This is a genomic window from Clostridioides sp. ZZV15-6597, from assembly GCF_020657815.1.
GTDB lineage: Bacteria > Bacillota > Clostridia > Peptostreptococcales > Peptostreptococcaceae > Clostridioides.
The window spans coordinates 1-14,546 of sequence record NZ_JAGWCT010000103.1 but is presented as its reverse complement, the minus strand read 5'-3'; the positions used below and the strand labels follow the sequence as shown (position 1 = coordinate 14,546).

Below are 14,546 nucleotides of genomic sequence, written 5' to 3'. Positions count from 1 at the left end.
GCAGGATGAAAAAGGAAATAAAACTATAAAAAATATAAAGTATTTATATAAATTTATAGAGTTTATACGTCAGTTGGCAGATAAGCATAACGTAAAAATCCAAAACTACATGGAACTTCCTTCTATTAAATTAATTGTAGATGGTACAGAATCAATATTTAATAAAGATAGAACTATTGATAATGTATATATGAAAAAACATTCTTTAGCTATGTTCTTTAATTCTAAGGATTTCTCTAAATTAATTGGTAAACCTATCACTATAAAAAATGGCGAATATCTTGCTGTTGTAAGTAAAGGGAATGAAAGTAGAGATTATGATTTTCCAAAATTTATATCAAGCCCAGCCACAGAAAAAGAAACTCCTTTTAAATACGCTGGAAGACTAATATTTAATGGTTCTTTCTTTCAGAATGCTGGTATGAATGCTTATGTCCTTAGTGAAGATGATTACAACGCATTTACTAAAGATTTATCTATAAACAATTACAATAATTCTGTCCTATTTGATGTAGATAAAGCTACAGATACCTATGCTTTTGCTAGTGATTTAAAGGCAGAGACTATAAAAAGAACACCTAAGGAAATGGGAAAATACACTAGTTATGATGAATATGTGAAAAAACGCTATGAATCAGCTGGTCAAAAATATTTTATGGATGAAGAGTATCCAAGTGGAGAAGGTTCTTTAAAATTAACTCCAGATAATAATCAATTATATCTCCAATGGAAATACTATCCTAATTTTAAAATTTTACAGAGTCAAGATATGATAAAAAATACGGCAGTATTCTTAATGTTATTTATCTATGTAGGTATCATCTGCTTTACGGCTGTGGGAATCATTGCATATACAAGAGGTGTTACAATAGCAGTAAATCACAAACAGATTTTTATAGACTTAAATCGATTAGGTGCTAACAACGACTATATAAAATTCTGTATTCGCAACCAATTAAAGAAAGTCTTTTCGTACCCTCTTATTACTGGAAGTTTTGTAATATATCTTTTTAACTTTATGATTATGGTAAACAATGATGGTAGAATTGTTCATAGTGAAGTCAATGCTCTTCTGATAAATCTATGTTTGCTAGCGGTTTGTGGGGTTTATATGTACCTTATATATCGGTTGACTTATAAAAAATTCAAAGAAATTATTGGGATTTCAAAATAAGTTTGCTTAAATGATTCTAGATAAGGCTTCTCTTAGTAAGTCTATATAAATTTTATTCGTACGATTCTAGTTAAAACTTATTTAAATAAGATTCTACTTTGCTACCTAGATATATTTCCTCTTTTATATATCTAGGTAGCTCAATTTATTATATACTTAATTATATAAATATAAAACTTGAAAGGAGAATACTCATTGATTTCAATTTGTATTTGTGATGACGAAAAACAACAAAGAAGTATGCTAAACAAAATCATCACAAGAGAAATGGATTTGTGGGGCTATCCCTGCCAGATAAAAGAACACTCAAATGGCGAAAGTCTAATATACAACCTAGAACATGAAAATTATTATATAGACATCATTTTTTTGGATATTGAACTTGGAGAAATTAATGGAGTTGATATAGCAAAAGTCATCCGAAAATACTCAAAAGATACTATAATTATCTTTGTCACAGGTTTTTCTGACTATGTGTTTCATGGATATGATGTAGGAGCTTTAAACTATATCTTAAAACCTTATAAAAGTGAAAAAATATGTGAAGTCTTAAAAGAAGCATTAAAAAAATTAGAACAATGGAAAGAACACTTTATTACAGTTCAGATTGGAACTAACCTTTGTAAAATCAACACAAAAGACATTCTCTACTTCAAAAGTGAATTAAGAAAGTTGACTGTAGTAACCCCTGACAAATCTTTAGAATATTATGGAAAACTAAATGACATGGAGGACATCCTTCCATCTAATTTTATACGTACACATCAGAGATATATTGTCAACCTAAACTATGTAGACAGTGTAAATCAGACGTATGCTAAAGTACAAAATGAAAAAATTCCTATAAGCCGTCAAAAATATCAAGAAGTTGTAGGAAAATTTGCAAGGCATATGCTAGAATCTTAATTTTTAGAAAGGTTTTTCAAATGGATACTTATTCAATAATATCAAACGCTACAATTTATATTACAGTTTTAATTAGCATTTTTATAGCTTTTTTTCTTTATAAGCTAACATCTTATTTTATAGACTTTAGGAAACACTGGATTTTTAAAATAATATTGATTTTGGGTTATTCTATTATCACTCAAATGATAATATGGCTTTCTGACCCTGTAAATATCCTCTTTACACTACTTGGATATTTTATACTCCTTATAGTCTGTAGTAAAAGTAGGTTGATTCCTATAATATCAGTTATAATGATACTCTATCCTATTATAGTTGGTATTAATTTTCTTTTTATAAACAATCCTCTATATAGAGAACTTGTAAGCTCAATTGAGTATACTGCAATACTTTCAATTGTTAAGATAGTTTCTGCCATAATTAAAGCATTTTTATGGTTTTTGATACATTTTTTCTTAAAAAATAGATTAGTTAATATAAAACAGTACCTTACAAATCGTATATGGATTTTTATTGATGTTGTATGTATGTCTTCGTTTTTATCAATACTAATCGCCATTATTTTACCACCTACTAATTTAATTCCTATGGGTAAGGATAATATTATTTTAGGTAACTTGCCTTATGGTACTTATCTAATTATTTTATCTGCAATTATAGCTAATATTGGTGTAATACTTCTTTTAAATCCACTAATTGAAAATGTAAAGATGAAGTTAGAAAATCAATCGAATCATATAAAAGAAGAATATTACGACTTACTAGAGAATCAACAGGTTCAGATACGCAAAATACGACATGACATAAATAACCACTTCCAAATGATTGAATCTTATTTAGAGGTTGAAGATATTGATGGAGCTAAAGATTATTTTACACAATTAAAACTTGGTTTTGGAACTTTAAGTGGTAAGCAGTTTTGTAAAAATCCAGCCCTTAATTCAATTTTAAATCTTCGTCATGCAAAGTTGGAAGAAAATGGTGTTGATGTTCATTTTAATATAGATATAGACAATCACTTTGGTATAGAGCCAATGGATTTATGTACTATTTTTTCAAACTCTTTGGATAATGCCATCGAAGCATCTTTAAAGATTCCCGACTTATCCAATAGAAAAGTGATATTAAAAGCACGTTGTGAAAATGAATATTTTAGTTATTTATTGACAAATAACAAGGTAAATACTATCACTAAAAAACATGGCTTATTTATTTCAGATAAAGATAATAGTAAATCTCATGGATATGGGGTTGAAAATATCAAGGAAATTGTTGATAAGTATAGTGGAGAGTTGAATATTTCTTATACTGATACAGATTTTTCTTTATTTCTTTATATTAGGTTATGTTAGTATTAAGCTGAAAATCATATTATATAATAAGAGGGCAGGACATTGTTTGCACCCATTAAACTATACACCAGCTTTTCAATCTCACTGCACACATTCTCAAGTTCCACTTGCAGGTCACTGATTGCCAGACAAATTGGACAGGTCATGTCGATGAACGAGAAAACTTCTGAGAAGTTTCAGCAGATAGCGAAAAAGATTATGGATAAGGTGTGAAAATAGAGTTTTGAATGTGATTGTTATTTCATAGCTTGAATGATATAATATTGAAAATAAAAATTTTTTAAGGAGAATAATCATGGAATATATTGTTGATGATTATGAATTGGATGCTAAGGTCTTCCTATCTTTGGCCAACAGTGTTTGGCCTGGCAAATATGATGTTGAAAAAACACAGAAGGCATTGAAAAAAACAATCAATATTACAGCGTATGAAGAAAACCAACTTATTGGGTGCATCAGAATATTATCTGATGGATATTATTTTGGTACAATCACAGAACTGCTGGTTTTACCAGAGTTTCAAAAGAAAGGTATTGGAAGCAAATTGTTAAACCTGGCCAAAGTCCACACACCGACATCACTATACTTCGGTGCACAGCCAGGAGTAGAAGAATTTTATGAAAAGAACGGTTGTCAAAAAGATATGCAATCATATATGATTAAAAAGGAGAGTCTCTAAAGAAAGCCCCCTCCACGTCTATACATGAAATTGAATTGACAAATCCTAATTTGTTAGGAGTATAGTAAAGCCAGTCGAGCCAGCCAACGGTTAAGCCCATTCATTTAAGCCTTGATTGGTTGACTACTCCCCTCTCTAGGAGCATACGATATTTGTTACCAACAACCTGCTTCACTGTCTACATGTACTTCCTTGTAAACTTATCTAAACTTAAATTTAAATATATTAAACTTAAATATGGCAAATAATATCCTAACTATATCTATTAGAATACAATTCCCTAGCCTTTTCAGTAACCTCTTTAACAAAATCTGATTTATTATCTGTATAAGCATCACGATTATGCTCATGTTCCTTCCATAATTTCAACTTAAGACTTTCATATTCCTTCGCAACACTTGGATTATCAATCAAATAATCTCTAAAAAATAATTCATCATTATCCCCTGCACACCTTATATGTAAATGAAAAACTCGTTCTGCAAACCCATCTACTGTATATCCTTTATTAAGTGAAACCCTCTCACCACTTTCAGACATGCAAATATAGCCATTTGACTCAGTTAATTCTTTAATCTTTTGCATGTTGCAGTCAGGCTTTATCTCAATCAATATATCAACAATCGGTTTTGCATAAATTGTATTTACAGAAGTACTTCCAATATGACTTATTCTCACAATTTTTTGCATAGGAAGTAGTTCAGTTAGTCTAGATTCTTCTTCTTCAAACCAATCTTTCCAACATTCCCTATGATTAGTTAAAAATATAGGAAATAGCTCCCATAATTCTTCTAATGTCATATCTGACAGTTGTTTTCTCATAAACCAGTTCTCCCCTTTTAGATTAGTAAATTTAATTGTTCTTTATACAATTTTATTGCTTTTGATTTTATTACTTTCTACGATTTTATTAATTTTGATTTTATTTCTTTCTACAACTTTATCTCTTTTTTAATCTTACTTAGAGAACACTCAGCTTCATTTTTTATTAAATCATTTTTATCACTATATGAAACTTGCTCAAGAATATCTATACTTTCTTGAGTCTTAAAAGAAGAAAGGCTCATTACGCATTTCCAAATAATTAAATCATCTTCCGAATACTTTTCCATTACACTTACAATCTTTTTAAAATAATACTCACTAGCTATTTCTTGATTATAAAATATCATAAATCCTATAGCATCAATTACTTCAGAAATCTTAATCCTATCATCACTCTCTAAAACATCAAACAATGCAGGTAAAACCTCTACATTCATCCTTGCTAAACTTCTCGCAATTATATCCCTTGCCAATGGGTAACTCTTCTTTTTAGAAACCCTGTCTGGCAAATATTTATGTTGATTGTTTCCTATTATTCCAAGGTATTTAATCATCTGTTTTGCAGTATAAGTATTACCCTTTTCAAGGGCATTACAAATCTCAATCTTCGTATATAGCGATTTTTCACCACAAAGCTTTCCTAACAAAAATTCTACAAATTCTTTATTTTTGACTCCATATCTTTTTGACATTAAGTTTATAGAAACTGACCTTTCAACTGCTTTTGATGAATTTGCTAGTTCTAATAACTCTTCATCTGAATAAGATTGAAATTTATTGATATATTCTGCTGTAATAAAACCTCGCTTTATCCAATCTTCATTATTACTTTTCATAAATTAACCTCATATTATTAATAAATTAAATTCCATCTTATAGCTAACAAGTTTTAATTTAACAATTTAATGTTACTTACAACAAGCTAATATACTTTCTTTGCATCTCTCGGCAAACTTCTCACATGCTCCAAAAAACTCCTACTAGTATCTGCTTCCTCCTGGTTGTATTTGTATCCTAATTTTTTGGACACCTCAACAGCAACCTCATCAAACAAATCGCACATTAGTAATGTAGCATTCCATATATTCTCTACTTTCCCATCAGCATATGTACTCAAAAAACGATTATACATGTCTTCCTCTAAAAAATTACACATATATTTTCCAGACTTCCCAACACTGCAAGTATATTGTATCAACCATCCATAAGTTTCATCAAAATTATGATTATTCCCTCTTAGAAAGTCCATTTTTCCTAGCATTTGCATATATAGCCTTGAGCCAAAATAATCAATCCATAACTCATCTTCATAAAAATGTTTTGTTTCTGATACAACATATAAAATATCATAATCCTGAAAAATATCTTTTGGCACATTTTAATTTGTACGAGAGCCATTCATATAAACGGCTCTAATAAGTTCATTTTCTTTTGCTATATTTATAATTAAATCAAGCATTTCTTTTTCAGTACGCACTTTCCACCCCCATGAAACAATCCTGTAAACAATGTATTATCTGATAAATTTCATATATAATCAAATAAAAAACTACTATTCCTCAAACTTCTTCAAACAAATAGTTGCATAATTTCCAATAGGGGATACTACCCCAACACCAGTTATTACAACTCTATTCATGTTTACTCTCCTTTTTGTTATACTCTTTATACATATTACCCCATTCAAACAAAGAAACTAATATTGGGCGCAAAGTCATACCTAATTCAGTTAAAGAATATTCAACTTTAGGTGGAACTTGTGCATAGGCTTCACGATGCACCAAGCCTTCCTCCTCCATACTCTTTAGATTCTGTGATAACATTTTTTGACTTATATTTTCAATTGATTTACTTAATTCACCAAAACGCTTTTTTCCACTTATTAATTCTCTTAATATTAAAAACTTCCATTTATCACCTATCATTTGCAATGTGATTTCTACTGGACAAGCAGGTAAATATTTTTTCATATTATCCTCCTTAACTAACTTAAAGTTATATACTTACTTTTAGTTAGTATAATTATATGATACTATATTTACTACGTCAAGGTAACAGATTTTATTTGTAAAAAGCTTCTGTATTTATTGTAGAAGCTTTATATATTCATTTAAAAAACTCTTTGTATTTATTTGTATAAACTTTATATATTCATTGTAAAATCTATTTATATTCATTTAAGAAGCACTTTGTATTTATTCCACAAATTTTCTATATTCATTTAAGAACTTATAAGATATTTTTTTCAATACTCCAATACAACAAGAGGTATCAACATATTGCTGATACCTCTTTTATATACTTAACATAATCACTTATTAATATATTTACCCAATAAAAAATTAAAGATGAATGATTAGAGATTAAGAATTTAACCATCATGGAAAGTATTACCGACAGTATTTTCAAATCTAAGTAAGTGTAGGAATATTAATCTTCCACTTCCCTTTCATCAAATATTTTATGATGAAATATCACACATGCACCACCATATTCCGCATTTTCTATTCTGATTGAACCACCAAGCATCTCAACTAATTGCTTGACAATGTACAACCCCAAACCAGAATGTCCACCTTCAGTTTGTCTAGCCTCATCACCTCTATAAAATTTTTCAAAAACTTTATGCATATCTTTAGCACTGAATCCAGTACCAGAATCACAAATCTCATATGAGATATATTCTTTTTCTGCCTTTGCTGATATTTTGATTTTTCCACCTTCTGGAGTATGTTGAAGACTATTGGATACGATATTATCAAAGATTCTTTCTAATTTCTCTATATCAACCAAGATAGGTTCTTCTACATTACTTTGAATATTTAAAATAATAGATATTTCTTTTTTTCTAGCTTCTAATTCATAGTAATATACTTTTTGCTCCAAAAACTCAGTCAGATTTACAGGAACTAACTGTAACTGAATACAATATTTTTCAAGCTCAGAAGTATATTGCATTTGCTGAACCAATGAGACACTTTTATCTACATTTGCTTCTATAACTTCAAGATATTGACGTTGTTCTTCACTAATCTCAGTATCATCAATCAAAGCTTCTGAATATACCTTTACAATAGATAATGGGGATTTCAGGTCATGTGCCAAGGCCTCCACCATCTCTACTCGTTCCTGTTCTATTTTCCATTGTGCAGATAAAGATTTTTTTAATTCGTCTTTCATTTCTGAAAAGGCACTACATAACTTTCCTAGTTCATTATCTGCATAATAGTCTATTTCAAAATCAAGGTTCTTTTCTTTAATCTTATGTGAACTATCCATCAAAAGTTTCAATGGTCGATTGATATTCTTAGCAAGAATTCGAGAAAATAATATTGTAAATCCTATAATATATATAAAAGGAGATAGCAGAGCAATAATAATAACCCTATCGTCTCTCCACTGTCTATTTTCCTTTCCATTTGCATAAGTAAGTTTCAACTGATAAGCAAGAAGGACAGCCCCTTCGATTTTTCCACTATCATCAATAACAGGAACAATCTTGACAAAATTTCCCGAATCTCCAATTGTTGTATTTAGTTTATTAAATAGCTGTTCCTTCGTTTCAAAAATTTGTTTCTTATACGTACCATATAAAAAGTTACTGTCATTATCTACAACCTGATAGAATAATCCGTCGCCATGAATCATATTATTCAAATCTTCTGCACTTGAAGGAGATAGAATAGTAGTATTTTGTTTATGAATATATTTTTCTATTTCTGGTATCTGCTGTTCATAATAATTTTCTCCATCTATGTCATTATTATTTAAAGCTCGAATAAACAACATAATGACTCCAGCATAAGTAATCAGTGATGCCAATACGCTAGTGATTATAATTAAAAAAAGTGTTCTCTGAAACTGTGCTGAAAGCGACCGATTCTTTATGCTCTTCATTATATACACATCTCCTTCTCTAAAATTTATTCCATTTATACCCGATTCCCCAAACGGTAGAAATATATTCAATTTTAGGTGTTACTACAGAAAATTTAGCACGAATCTTCTTAACACGCTCAACAACTGTTGAATCTTCACCTTCTGAATCATATCCCCAGACTTTTTCATAGATTTGTTCTCTAGAAAAAACCTGTCCCGCATGCAATGCAAGTAGTTCTACAATGTCATATTCTCTTTTTGTCAAGTGGACATCCTCACCATCAATTTTTACTGCACGCTCTTGTATATCCAAACATAGTTTTCCAAAATACATTTTTGGACGTTTGTTTTCGGTATTAATATATTGTGACCTCTTTTCACGGCGTAGATTAGCTTCAATACGTGCCATCAATTCTCGTAACCCAAAAGGTTTCACTATATAATCATCTCCACCAAGAGTTAATCCCTTGATTTTATCTGTTTCTGATTGCTTTGCACTTAGAAAAATGATAGGGCACACTACATCGTCTCGTATAGTACTACAAACTTCAAATCCATCAGCCCCAGGCATCATAATATCAAGTATAATAAGGTCTGGCTGTTTCTTTGCTAATTCAATTCCATCATTTCCATTATATGCGATAAGTACTTCATGCCCTTTTGACTTCAGTTTTTTTTCTAATAAGGCCACCAATTCCCTTTCATCATCAACAATCAATATTTTGCTCAATTTTAATTATCCTCCAATACTTATGCATTATTAACAAGCCTGTATTGTGACCTGCTCATATATTATCTGATAATTTTTATCATTAGTCAAATTTACGAAAACATCTACAATTATTAATCATTGCACGCTCTACCTTCCCATCTGTTAAACCATAGAATTCCACCAACTAGAAAAATGATAAGCCCAATTCCTGTCAAATCAAGTGCTCCTATTAACTGCGACTCTGCTCTTGAATAAATTGAAGTTGATGAGACAGCCTGAAAATAAATAGATGGAAACATTGACATCTTTACTGGCCAAGCCCAAGGAACAAACATCCAGATTTTATTCCCAAGACTTGTTCCTCCAATCAAAGCAGCCATTAAAATACCACCCATGCTTATTCCTATGGATGCTCCCATACCCCATAAAAAACTTACCCACAAGTGAATAGCTAGAATTGGAAGCGTCCCTATTACTCCAAGTAAAGAGGCCATCATGAATAGGGAAATGCTACCTCCATCAGGTATTACGATATTCATTCCTACACAGATTATAAGTGATGAAATAAAAGTGCTGACTGCCATACAGAAAATCAATATAAAAAATTTGCCTAAATATAACTTAGTTCGGGAAACTCCTGTATTTAAAAAACCATTGAATTCTCCAGCAAGTTCCTCCTCATGTATAATAAAACTTGATATAAGACTTACTCCTACTGGAATTATAATTGCTGTCCATACTATAAAATAACCTTCAAAAACAAATTTATATGTAACTTCAGACCTAAGTGCCAGATAAGCAACAACACAAAGTGCAATGACTATAGGCATAAAAAATGTAAGCCAACGAATTGCTGTACGTTTTGTTTTTAGCCACTCTGATGATAATACTCCTATCATTTTACTTCCCTCCTATTAAACCAAATACCTGTAATTACTGTAATTACAACAAATACAACCATGGATACGATAATTCCAACAGGAATCACAGATGAATCTAAAAGGGGATTTCCAGTCTCCAAAATAGCTCCATTTGGATGCACACCAACAATAGGACACATCAGCCTCATAGCCCAACTCCATGGTACTGCAAACCATAAAGATTTTATTGCTGTAAGAACACTTACCATCATACCTACAAGTGCAATTCCCATACTTGAGAATGTTCCTTTCCATGTAGCTACCCACAACTGAATAGGAATAAGTGTAAGAGAAACAAACCAACAAACAAAGCCTCCAGCAATAATCTTTCCAAATGGGATTGCTCCTTCTGATAAAAACAAACCACTAATGATTGTTGCAACTATCAAAACTAGTGTTGAAAGCAGAGTGTAAACTGCCATAGCCATAACCTTATTAATCCAAAGAGCCATAGGTGAAACATTATATGCACGCAAAGTGCGATAATTCCCAGCTTTTCTTTCCTGTCCAGCTACCAAAGTAGCAAATAATCCCATACCAAGAGGTAAAAATACAAGTGGCCACGTATTAAAAACCAAGGCTAGAAGGGTGTCCCATGACCAAGAGCTACTTTGAGATAATGGATTTTTCATGATTGTTGATTGTGTTATCCCTGAATACAATGCAAAGAATATAGGAATAAAAACAATCAATTTCCCCATAAATGTTCTTTTGTATTTTAGAAGTTCAGATTTAAGTCCATTCATTTTATTTTCCTCCTTTTAGGATTACACCAGAGAAGAATTCCTCTAGATTTTCATTTGGGTCTGGTATCCCTTGAAATAATAGCCTTCCTCCACTAATAATTCCGATTTTATCAACTACTTGAGCAACCTCTGATAATATATGACTTGAAAGAATTACTGTAATTCCTTTTTTAGGAAAAGATGCAATCAACTCACGTAGTTCTTGAATCCCAAATGGGTCAAGCCCGTTGGTTGGTTCATCCAAAATCAACAGCTCTGGATTATTCAAAAGTGCAATAGCGATTCCAAGTCGTTGTTTCATTCCCATAGAAAATTGTGAAGCTTTCTTTTTTCCAGTATTTTTTAAATCAACTGTGTCTAGTACTTCATGAATTTTTTCATGTGGAATACCTAGAAGTCTTGTGTGAACTAGTAGATTTTCCTCTGCTGTAAGATTTCCATACAAAGCAGGTGATTCAATTAAAGAACCAATTTTTGTAAGAGATTCTCGTTCCCACAACTTTCCATTAAAAATAATCTGTCCTCCTGTTGGACGAAGAAGTCCAACAATCATTTTAAGTGTTGTCGATTTTCCTGCACCATTTGGTCCAAGAAGCCCGTATATGCTATTTCGTTCAATTTGCAGTGAAATATGGTTAGCTGCCATTTGCTCTGCATATCTTTTTGATAAATTTTTTGTTTCAAGAATTAAGTCTTTCATGTATATTCATCCTTTCTTGTAATAATCTAAATTTCTTTTCTATAAAAAGATTAACACGAAAAAATAACAATTTTATAACACTTATAATTTTTTTATGAAAATATACTATTTATTTATAAATGAAAAAACTTAAGCAGTACTAACAAAGAAAAAGAGCAGGATATCATCCTACTCTTTTTCTTTGTTAATATTATGTATTTATATCTTACACTACTCTATTCTCAATACTTGTATTTATTCAAAAGCTTTAAACTCAAGTATATTTTCTTTAATATACTGCTTCATATTTCTTTAAAACACTTCTTCATAGTTCTTTAAAACACTGCTCCAAAAAGGTTAATAGTATTTCTATAGTATTTAGACTAAAAACATATCTTTTTAATTATCTTATTTAGTATCAGAATCAAAAGGAATCCATGCACGTCCAAACTCTTTATCTTTAAATAAATAGGATAATCCAGTTATTTGCTTTAATCTAAGAATCTCCTCAATATCCATCCCTAAGTGCTTTGATATCCATTTATCAGATTTTCCAATATCACAAAGTTCCTTTATAATATTGCTCATTAAATCCACATTATGTGAACCTCTTGCACGATTGTGACGAATAGTACTTGCCATTCTCTCATCAAGTGATTTATCAATTACTGAAACAGGAAGTACTCCACCTTCTCTATCATATATATCCTTATTTTCAAGCATTATTCGATATCTATGAAAACCATCTACAATAACATATTTGTCATTTTCTGGATTATAATAACAAACAATCGGCATTGTATATCCATCTTCTTTTATACTTTTATACAGTAACTGCATTTCTGGTGGAGCCACTGCATTTGGATTATAGTCGTTAGATTCTATCTTTTCAATCGGGACTGCGATAATTTCATATACAGGACTTTTATACTTCATAGCATATTAACTCCTATCTTAAAAAATTTTTCATACTTTTTCTTAATGTACTCTGTTTTCATTCTTTGCTCTTTTGTAGGACTAAATCCCATAAACTTACACATATGGTCATTTTTCAAAATACAATAACACATTCTTTTCCAACTTGGTATATCTTTAGTAAATTTAATATCATCTGTGTCATCAGGTATATCCCCTAAGAATATAACTCTACTTTTTTTATCTTTTGTATGATTAGAAATTCCATTTCTTTCTATATTATACCCTTTTCTTATCAACTCACATATAGCGATTTCTGGCAAACCTCCGCCTTTATTATTCCAGAAGTCAATAGATGTTGAAAATTTTTTAATATAATTATTTCTTATATTTTCAGGTAGAGTATCAAGCAGAAAATAAGTGAAACTTTTCCATGTATGTCCTTCTGGCAACTTTACACTACGATACCCCATAGCTTTTGTTTTTCCATAAATAGAAGTAAAATTAGCCCCTTGTACTCTAGCAACCAATTTCACCCATACTTCTGGGTCCAATATCTTATATAAATTTAAACTCTCTTTTGCTGAATCATTGAAAGGAGATGCTACTCTCATTTTTCTTGGAGGCAATCCAGCTTTATAGAACAAATCATAGATTTTATTGTATTCATAGTCGAATTTATAATTGGCTACCCAAACATCTTCTAGTCCCCAGTCATATAAAGGAGATGCTGTCCATACATTTTTAAACTCCTTTGTTATCCAACACTTGCCTTTATATCCATGCTGTTTATTCACAATAGCACAATAACGTTGTAAGGATTCCGAGGCTCTTGTTCCAAGTAAACAAATAACTTTTGCACCCTTATGCTTGTCTCTCATCCACCTACCAAATTGCTTTGCCAAACTTTCCTGCTTCATCTTATATTTATAGTAGGTAAAAGGATTACTTTCTTGATTTATTACGTATTCTTTGTCTGGCATTCTTCTTACCCATAATTCTTCTTTCTCATCATCCCATGGATACCAAAACATTTCATGATTACCTACAGCTGTTCTCGTAGCCATTGGCAGACATACCCAATATGGTTCAATATCTTCAAGATTGTCTTCAAACATTTTTTCAACATATTCTGTTGTCATACTATATTGAGCCTCAAAATCTTGATGAAATACTCCTATTTTGGATTTTATATTATATTTTCTTTTATAATCCAAAACTAAATTCAATAATAGACCACTATCTTTTCCTCCACTGAAAGATACATAGATATAATCAAATTCACTGAAAACATAAGAAAGTCTGTCTTGAAAAGCTTCAAATACACTGGATTCCAAATATCTTTTATCCATTTGTAATCTCCCCTTTCAAATAGAAGTTCATGAAAACTTATAACATAATATTATATATGCACTTTTAGTAGTAATCAGCATAAATTATGCATCCTCTAAGTGCATAAATCCAAAAAAATAAATATAATTATAATATAAATCAATTTTTCTATTATAAACTATATTTTACCATTATTTTACATAATTTTCCAACAGCATAATTATCATTATTTCTTCAGTATTTAGCCCAATATTTTGTATTTTACATATTTTTAAAATCAAATTTTTATTTTCCAAGTTTATAATTTTTTAGATTATATATTTCTTAGGTGAATTTTAAAAATGTCTTTGCTTTTTTTATTGTTTTATAAGAAAAATAATATAAACATATATCATATTTAAAATAATATAGACATGTATAGTAT

Annotated in this window: 14 protein-coding genes and 2 pseudogenes; 4 read left to right on the top strand and 12 right to left on the bottom strand. The window is 30.4% G+C overall.

Annotated features, from left to right (window positions below):
- From KGF52_RS17305 to KGF52_RS17285, 4 genes and pseudogenes are all read left to right on the top strand, one after another.
- A pseudogene (locus KGF52_RS17305) lies at positions 1-1,174 on the top strand (ABC transporter permease); the annotation flags it as partial.
- A gap of 195 nt (positions 1,175-1,369) precedes the next feature.
- A complete protein-coding gene (locus KGF52_RS17300) occupies positions 1,370-2,080 on the top strand; it encodes a LytR/AlgR family response regulator transcription factor (RefSeq protein WP_227841033.1) in 711 nt (236 codons plus the stop codon).
- A gap of 20 nt (positions 2,081-2,100) precedes the next feature.
- Entirely contained in the window at positions 2,101-3,435 is a 1,335-nt protein-coding gene (locus KGF52_RS21710; protein ID WP_413894792.1) for a GHKL domain-containing protein, read from the top strand.
- Positions 3,436-3,730: 295 nt separating this feature from the next.
- On the top strand, positions 3,731-4,114 hold the full coding sequence (locus KGF52_RS17285) for a GNAT family N-acetyltransferase (protein ID WP_227841030.1): 384 nt from the start codon (positions 3,731-3,733) through the stop codon (positions 4,112-4,114).
- 252 nt (positions 4,115-4,366) lie between these two features.
- Here the strand turns inward: KGF52_RS17285 and KGF52_RS17280 are convergent, their stop codons facing one another.
- The 12 genes and pseudogenes from KGF52_RS17280 to KGF52_RS17230 form a co-directional block, all read right to left on the bottom strand.
- Positions 4,367-4,936, bottom strand: a complete 570-nt coding sequence (locus KGF52_RS17280; RefSeq protein ID WP_227841029.1) for a GrpB family protein — start codon at positions 4,934-4,936, stop codon at positions 4,367-4,369.
- A gap of 110 nt (positions 4,937-5,046) precedes the next feature.
- Complete coding sequence (locus KGF52_RS17275) at positions 5,047-5,775, bottom strand: HEAT repeat domain-containing protein (protein ID WP_227841028.1); 729 nt, start codon at positions 5,773-5,775, stop codon at positions 5,047-5,049.
- A gap of 86 nt (positions 5,776-5,861) precedes the next feature.
- On the bottom strand, positions 5,862-6,137 hold the full coding sequence (locus tag KGF52_RS21705; protein ID WP_413927403.1) for an aminoglycoside 6-adenylyltransferase: 276 nt from the start codon (positions 6,135-6,137) through the stop codon (positions 5,862-5,864).
- A 6-nt stretch (positions 6,138-6,143) separates the two neighbouring features.
- Positions 6,144-6,416 (bottom strand): annotated as a pseudogene (locus KGF52_RS21700) (aminoglycoside 6-adenylyltransferase); the annotation flags it as partial.
- Positions 6,417-6,570: 154 nt separating this feature from the next.
- A complete protein-coding gene (locus KGF52_RS17265) occupies positions 6,571-6,909 on the bottom strand; it encodes a winged helix-turn-helix transcriptional regulator (RefSeq protein WP_227841027.1) in 339 nt (112 codons plus the stop codon).
- Positions 6,910-7,369: 460 nt separating this feature from the next.
- Positions 7,370-8,836, bottom strand: a complete 1,467-nt coding sequence (locus tag KGF52_RS17260; protein ID WP_255646330.1) for a sensor histidine kinase — start codon at positions 8,834-8,836, stop codon at positions 7,370-7,372.
- A 19-nt stretch (positions 8,837-8,855) separates the two neighbouring features.
- The gene (locus KGF52_RS17255) at positions 8,856-9,548 is read right to left on the bottom strand and encodes a response regulator transcription factor (protein WP_227841026.1); all 693 of its coding nucleotides are present in this window, start codon (positions 9,546-9,548) and stop codon (positions 8,856-8,858) included.
- 113 nt (positions 9,549-9,661) lie between these two features.
- On the bottom strand, positions 9,662-10,429 hold the full coding sequence (locus KGF52_RS17250; protein WP_227841025.1) for a lantibiotic immunity ABC transporter MutG family permease subunit: 768 nt from the start codon (positions 10,427-10,429) through the stop codon (positions 9,662-9,664).
- Positions 10,426-11,196: a lantibiotic immunity ABC transporter MutE/EpiE family permease subunit gene (locus KGF52_RS17245; RefSeq protein WP_227841024.1), complete on the bottom strand. Its 771-nt coding sequence runs from the start codon at positions 11,194-11,196 to the stop codon at positions 10,426-10,428. The genes KGF52_RS17250 and KGF52_RS17245 overlap by 4 nt, the downstream gene beginning before the upstream one ends.
- Before the next feature lies 1 nt (position 11,197).
- Positions 11,198-11,896 carry a lantibiotic protection ABC transporter ATP-binding protein gene (locus tag KGF52_RS17240; protein WP_227841020.1) on the bottom strand — a complete coding sequence of 233 codons (699 nt, stop codon included), beginning with the start codon at positions 11,894-11,896 and terminating at the stop codon, positions 11,198-11,200.
- 387 nt (positions 11,897-12,283) lie between these two features.
- On the bottom strand, positions 12,284-12,811 hold the full coding sequence (locus KGF52_RS17235) for an IbrB-like domain-containing protein (RefSeq protein ID WP_227828789.1): 528 nt from the start codon (positions 12,809-12,811) through the stop codon (positions 12,284-12,286).
- The gene (locus KGF52_RS17230; protein WP_227841019.1) at positions 12,808-14,142 is read right to left on the bottom strand and encodes a DUF3440 domain-containing protein; all 1,335 of its coding nucleotides are present in this window, start codon (positions 14,140-14,142) and stop codon (positions 12,808-12,810) included. Before KGF52_RS17230 ends, KGF52_RS17235 begins: the two co-directional genes overlap by 4 nt.
- Positions 14,143-14,546: the final 404 nt, after the last annotated feature.

What these genes read in the sequence shown, in the direction of transcription:
- KGF52_RS17260 (WP_255646330.1), bottom strand. Translation starts at nt 8,836, where the DNA reads ATGAAGAGCATAAAGAATCGGTCGCTTTCAGCACAGTTTCAGAGAACA.
- KGF52_RS17250 (WP_227841025.1), bottom strand. Translation starts at nt 10,429, where the DNA reads ATGATAGGAGTATTATCATCAGAGTGGCTAAAAACAAAACGTACAGCA.
- KGF52_RS17235 (WP_227828789.1), bottom strand. Translation starts at nt 12,811, where the DNA reads ATGAAGTATAAAAGTCCTGTATATGAAATTATCGCAGTCCCGATTGAA.
- KGF52_RS17230 (WP_227841019.1), bottom strand. Translation starts at nt 14,142, where the DNA reads ATGGATAAAAGATATTTGGAATCCAGTGTATTTGAAGCTTTTCAAGAC.
- KGF52_RS17275 (WP_227841028.1), bottom strand. Translation starts at nt 5,775, where the DNA reads ATGAAAAGTAATAATGAAGATTGGATAAAGCGAGGTTTTATTACAGCA.
- KGF52_RS17240 (WP_227841020.1), bottom strand. Translation starts at nt 11,896, where the DNA reads ATGAAAGACTTAATTCTTGAAACAAAAAATTTATCAAAAAGATATGCA.
- KGF52_RS17265 (WP_227841027.1), bottom strand. Translation starts at nt 6,909, where the DNA reads ATGAAAAAATATTTACCTGCTTGTCCAGTAGAAATCACATTGCAAATG.
- KGF52_RS17285 (WP_227841030.1), top strand. Translation starts at nt 3,731, where the DNA reads ATGGAATATATTGTTGATGATTATGAATTGGATGCTAAGGTCTTCCTA.
- KGF52_RS17245 (WP_227841024.1), bottom strand. Translation starts at nt 11,196, where the DNA reads ATGAATGGACTTAAATCTGAACTTCTAAAATACAAAAGAACATTTATG.
- KGF52_RS17280 (WP_227841029.1), bottom strand. Translation starts at nt 4,936, where the DNA reads ATGAGAAAACAACTGTCAGATATGACATTAGAAGAATTATGGGAGCTA.
- KGF52_RS21710 (WP_413894792.1), top strand. Translation starts at nt 2,101, where the DNA reads ATGGATACTTATTCAATAATATCAAACGCTACAATTTATATTACAGTT.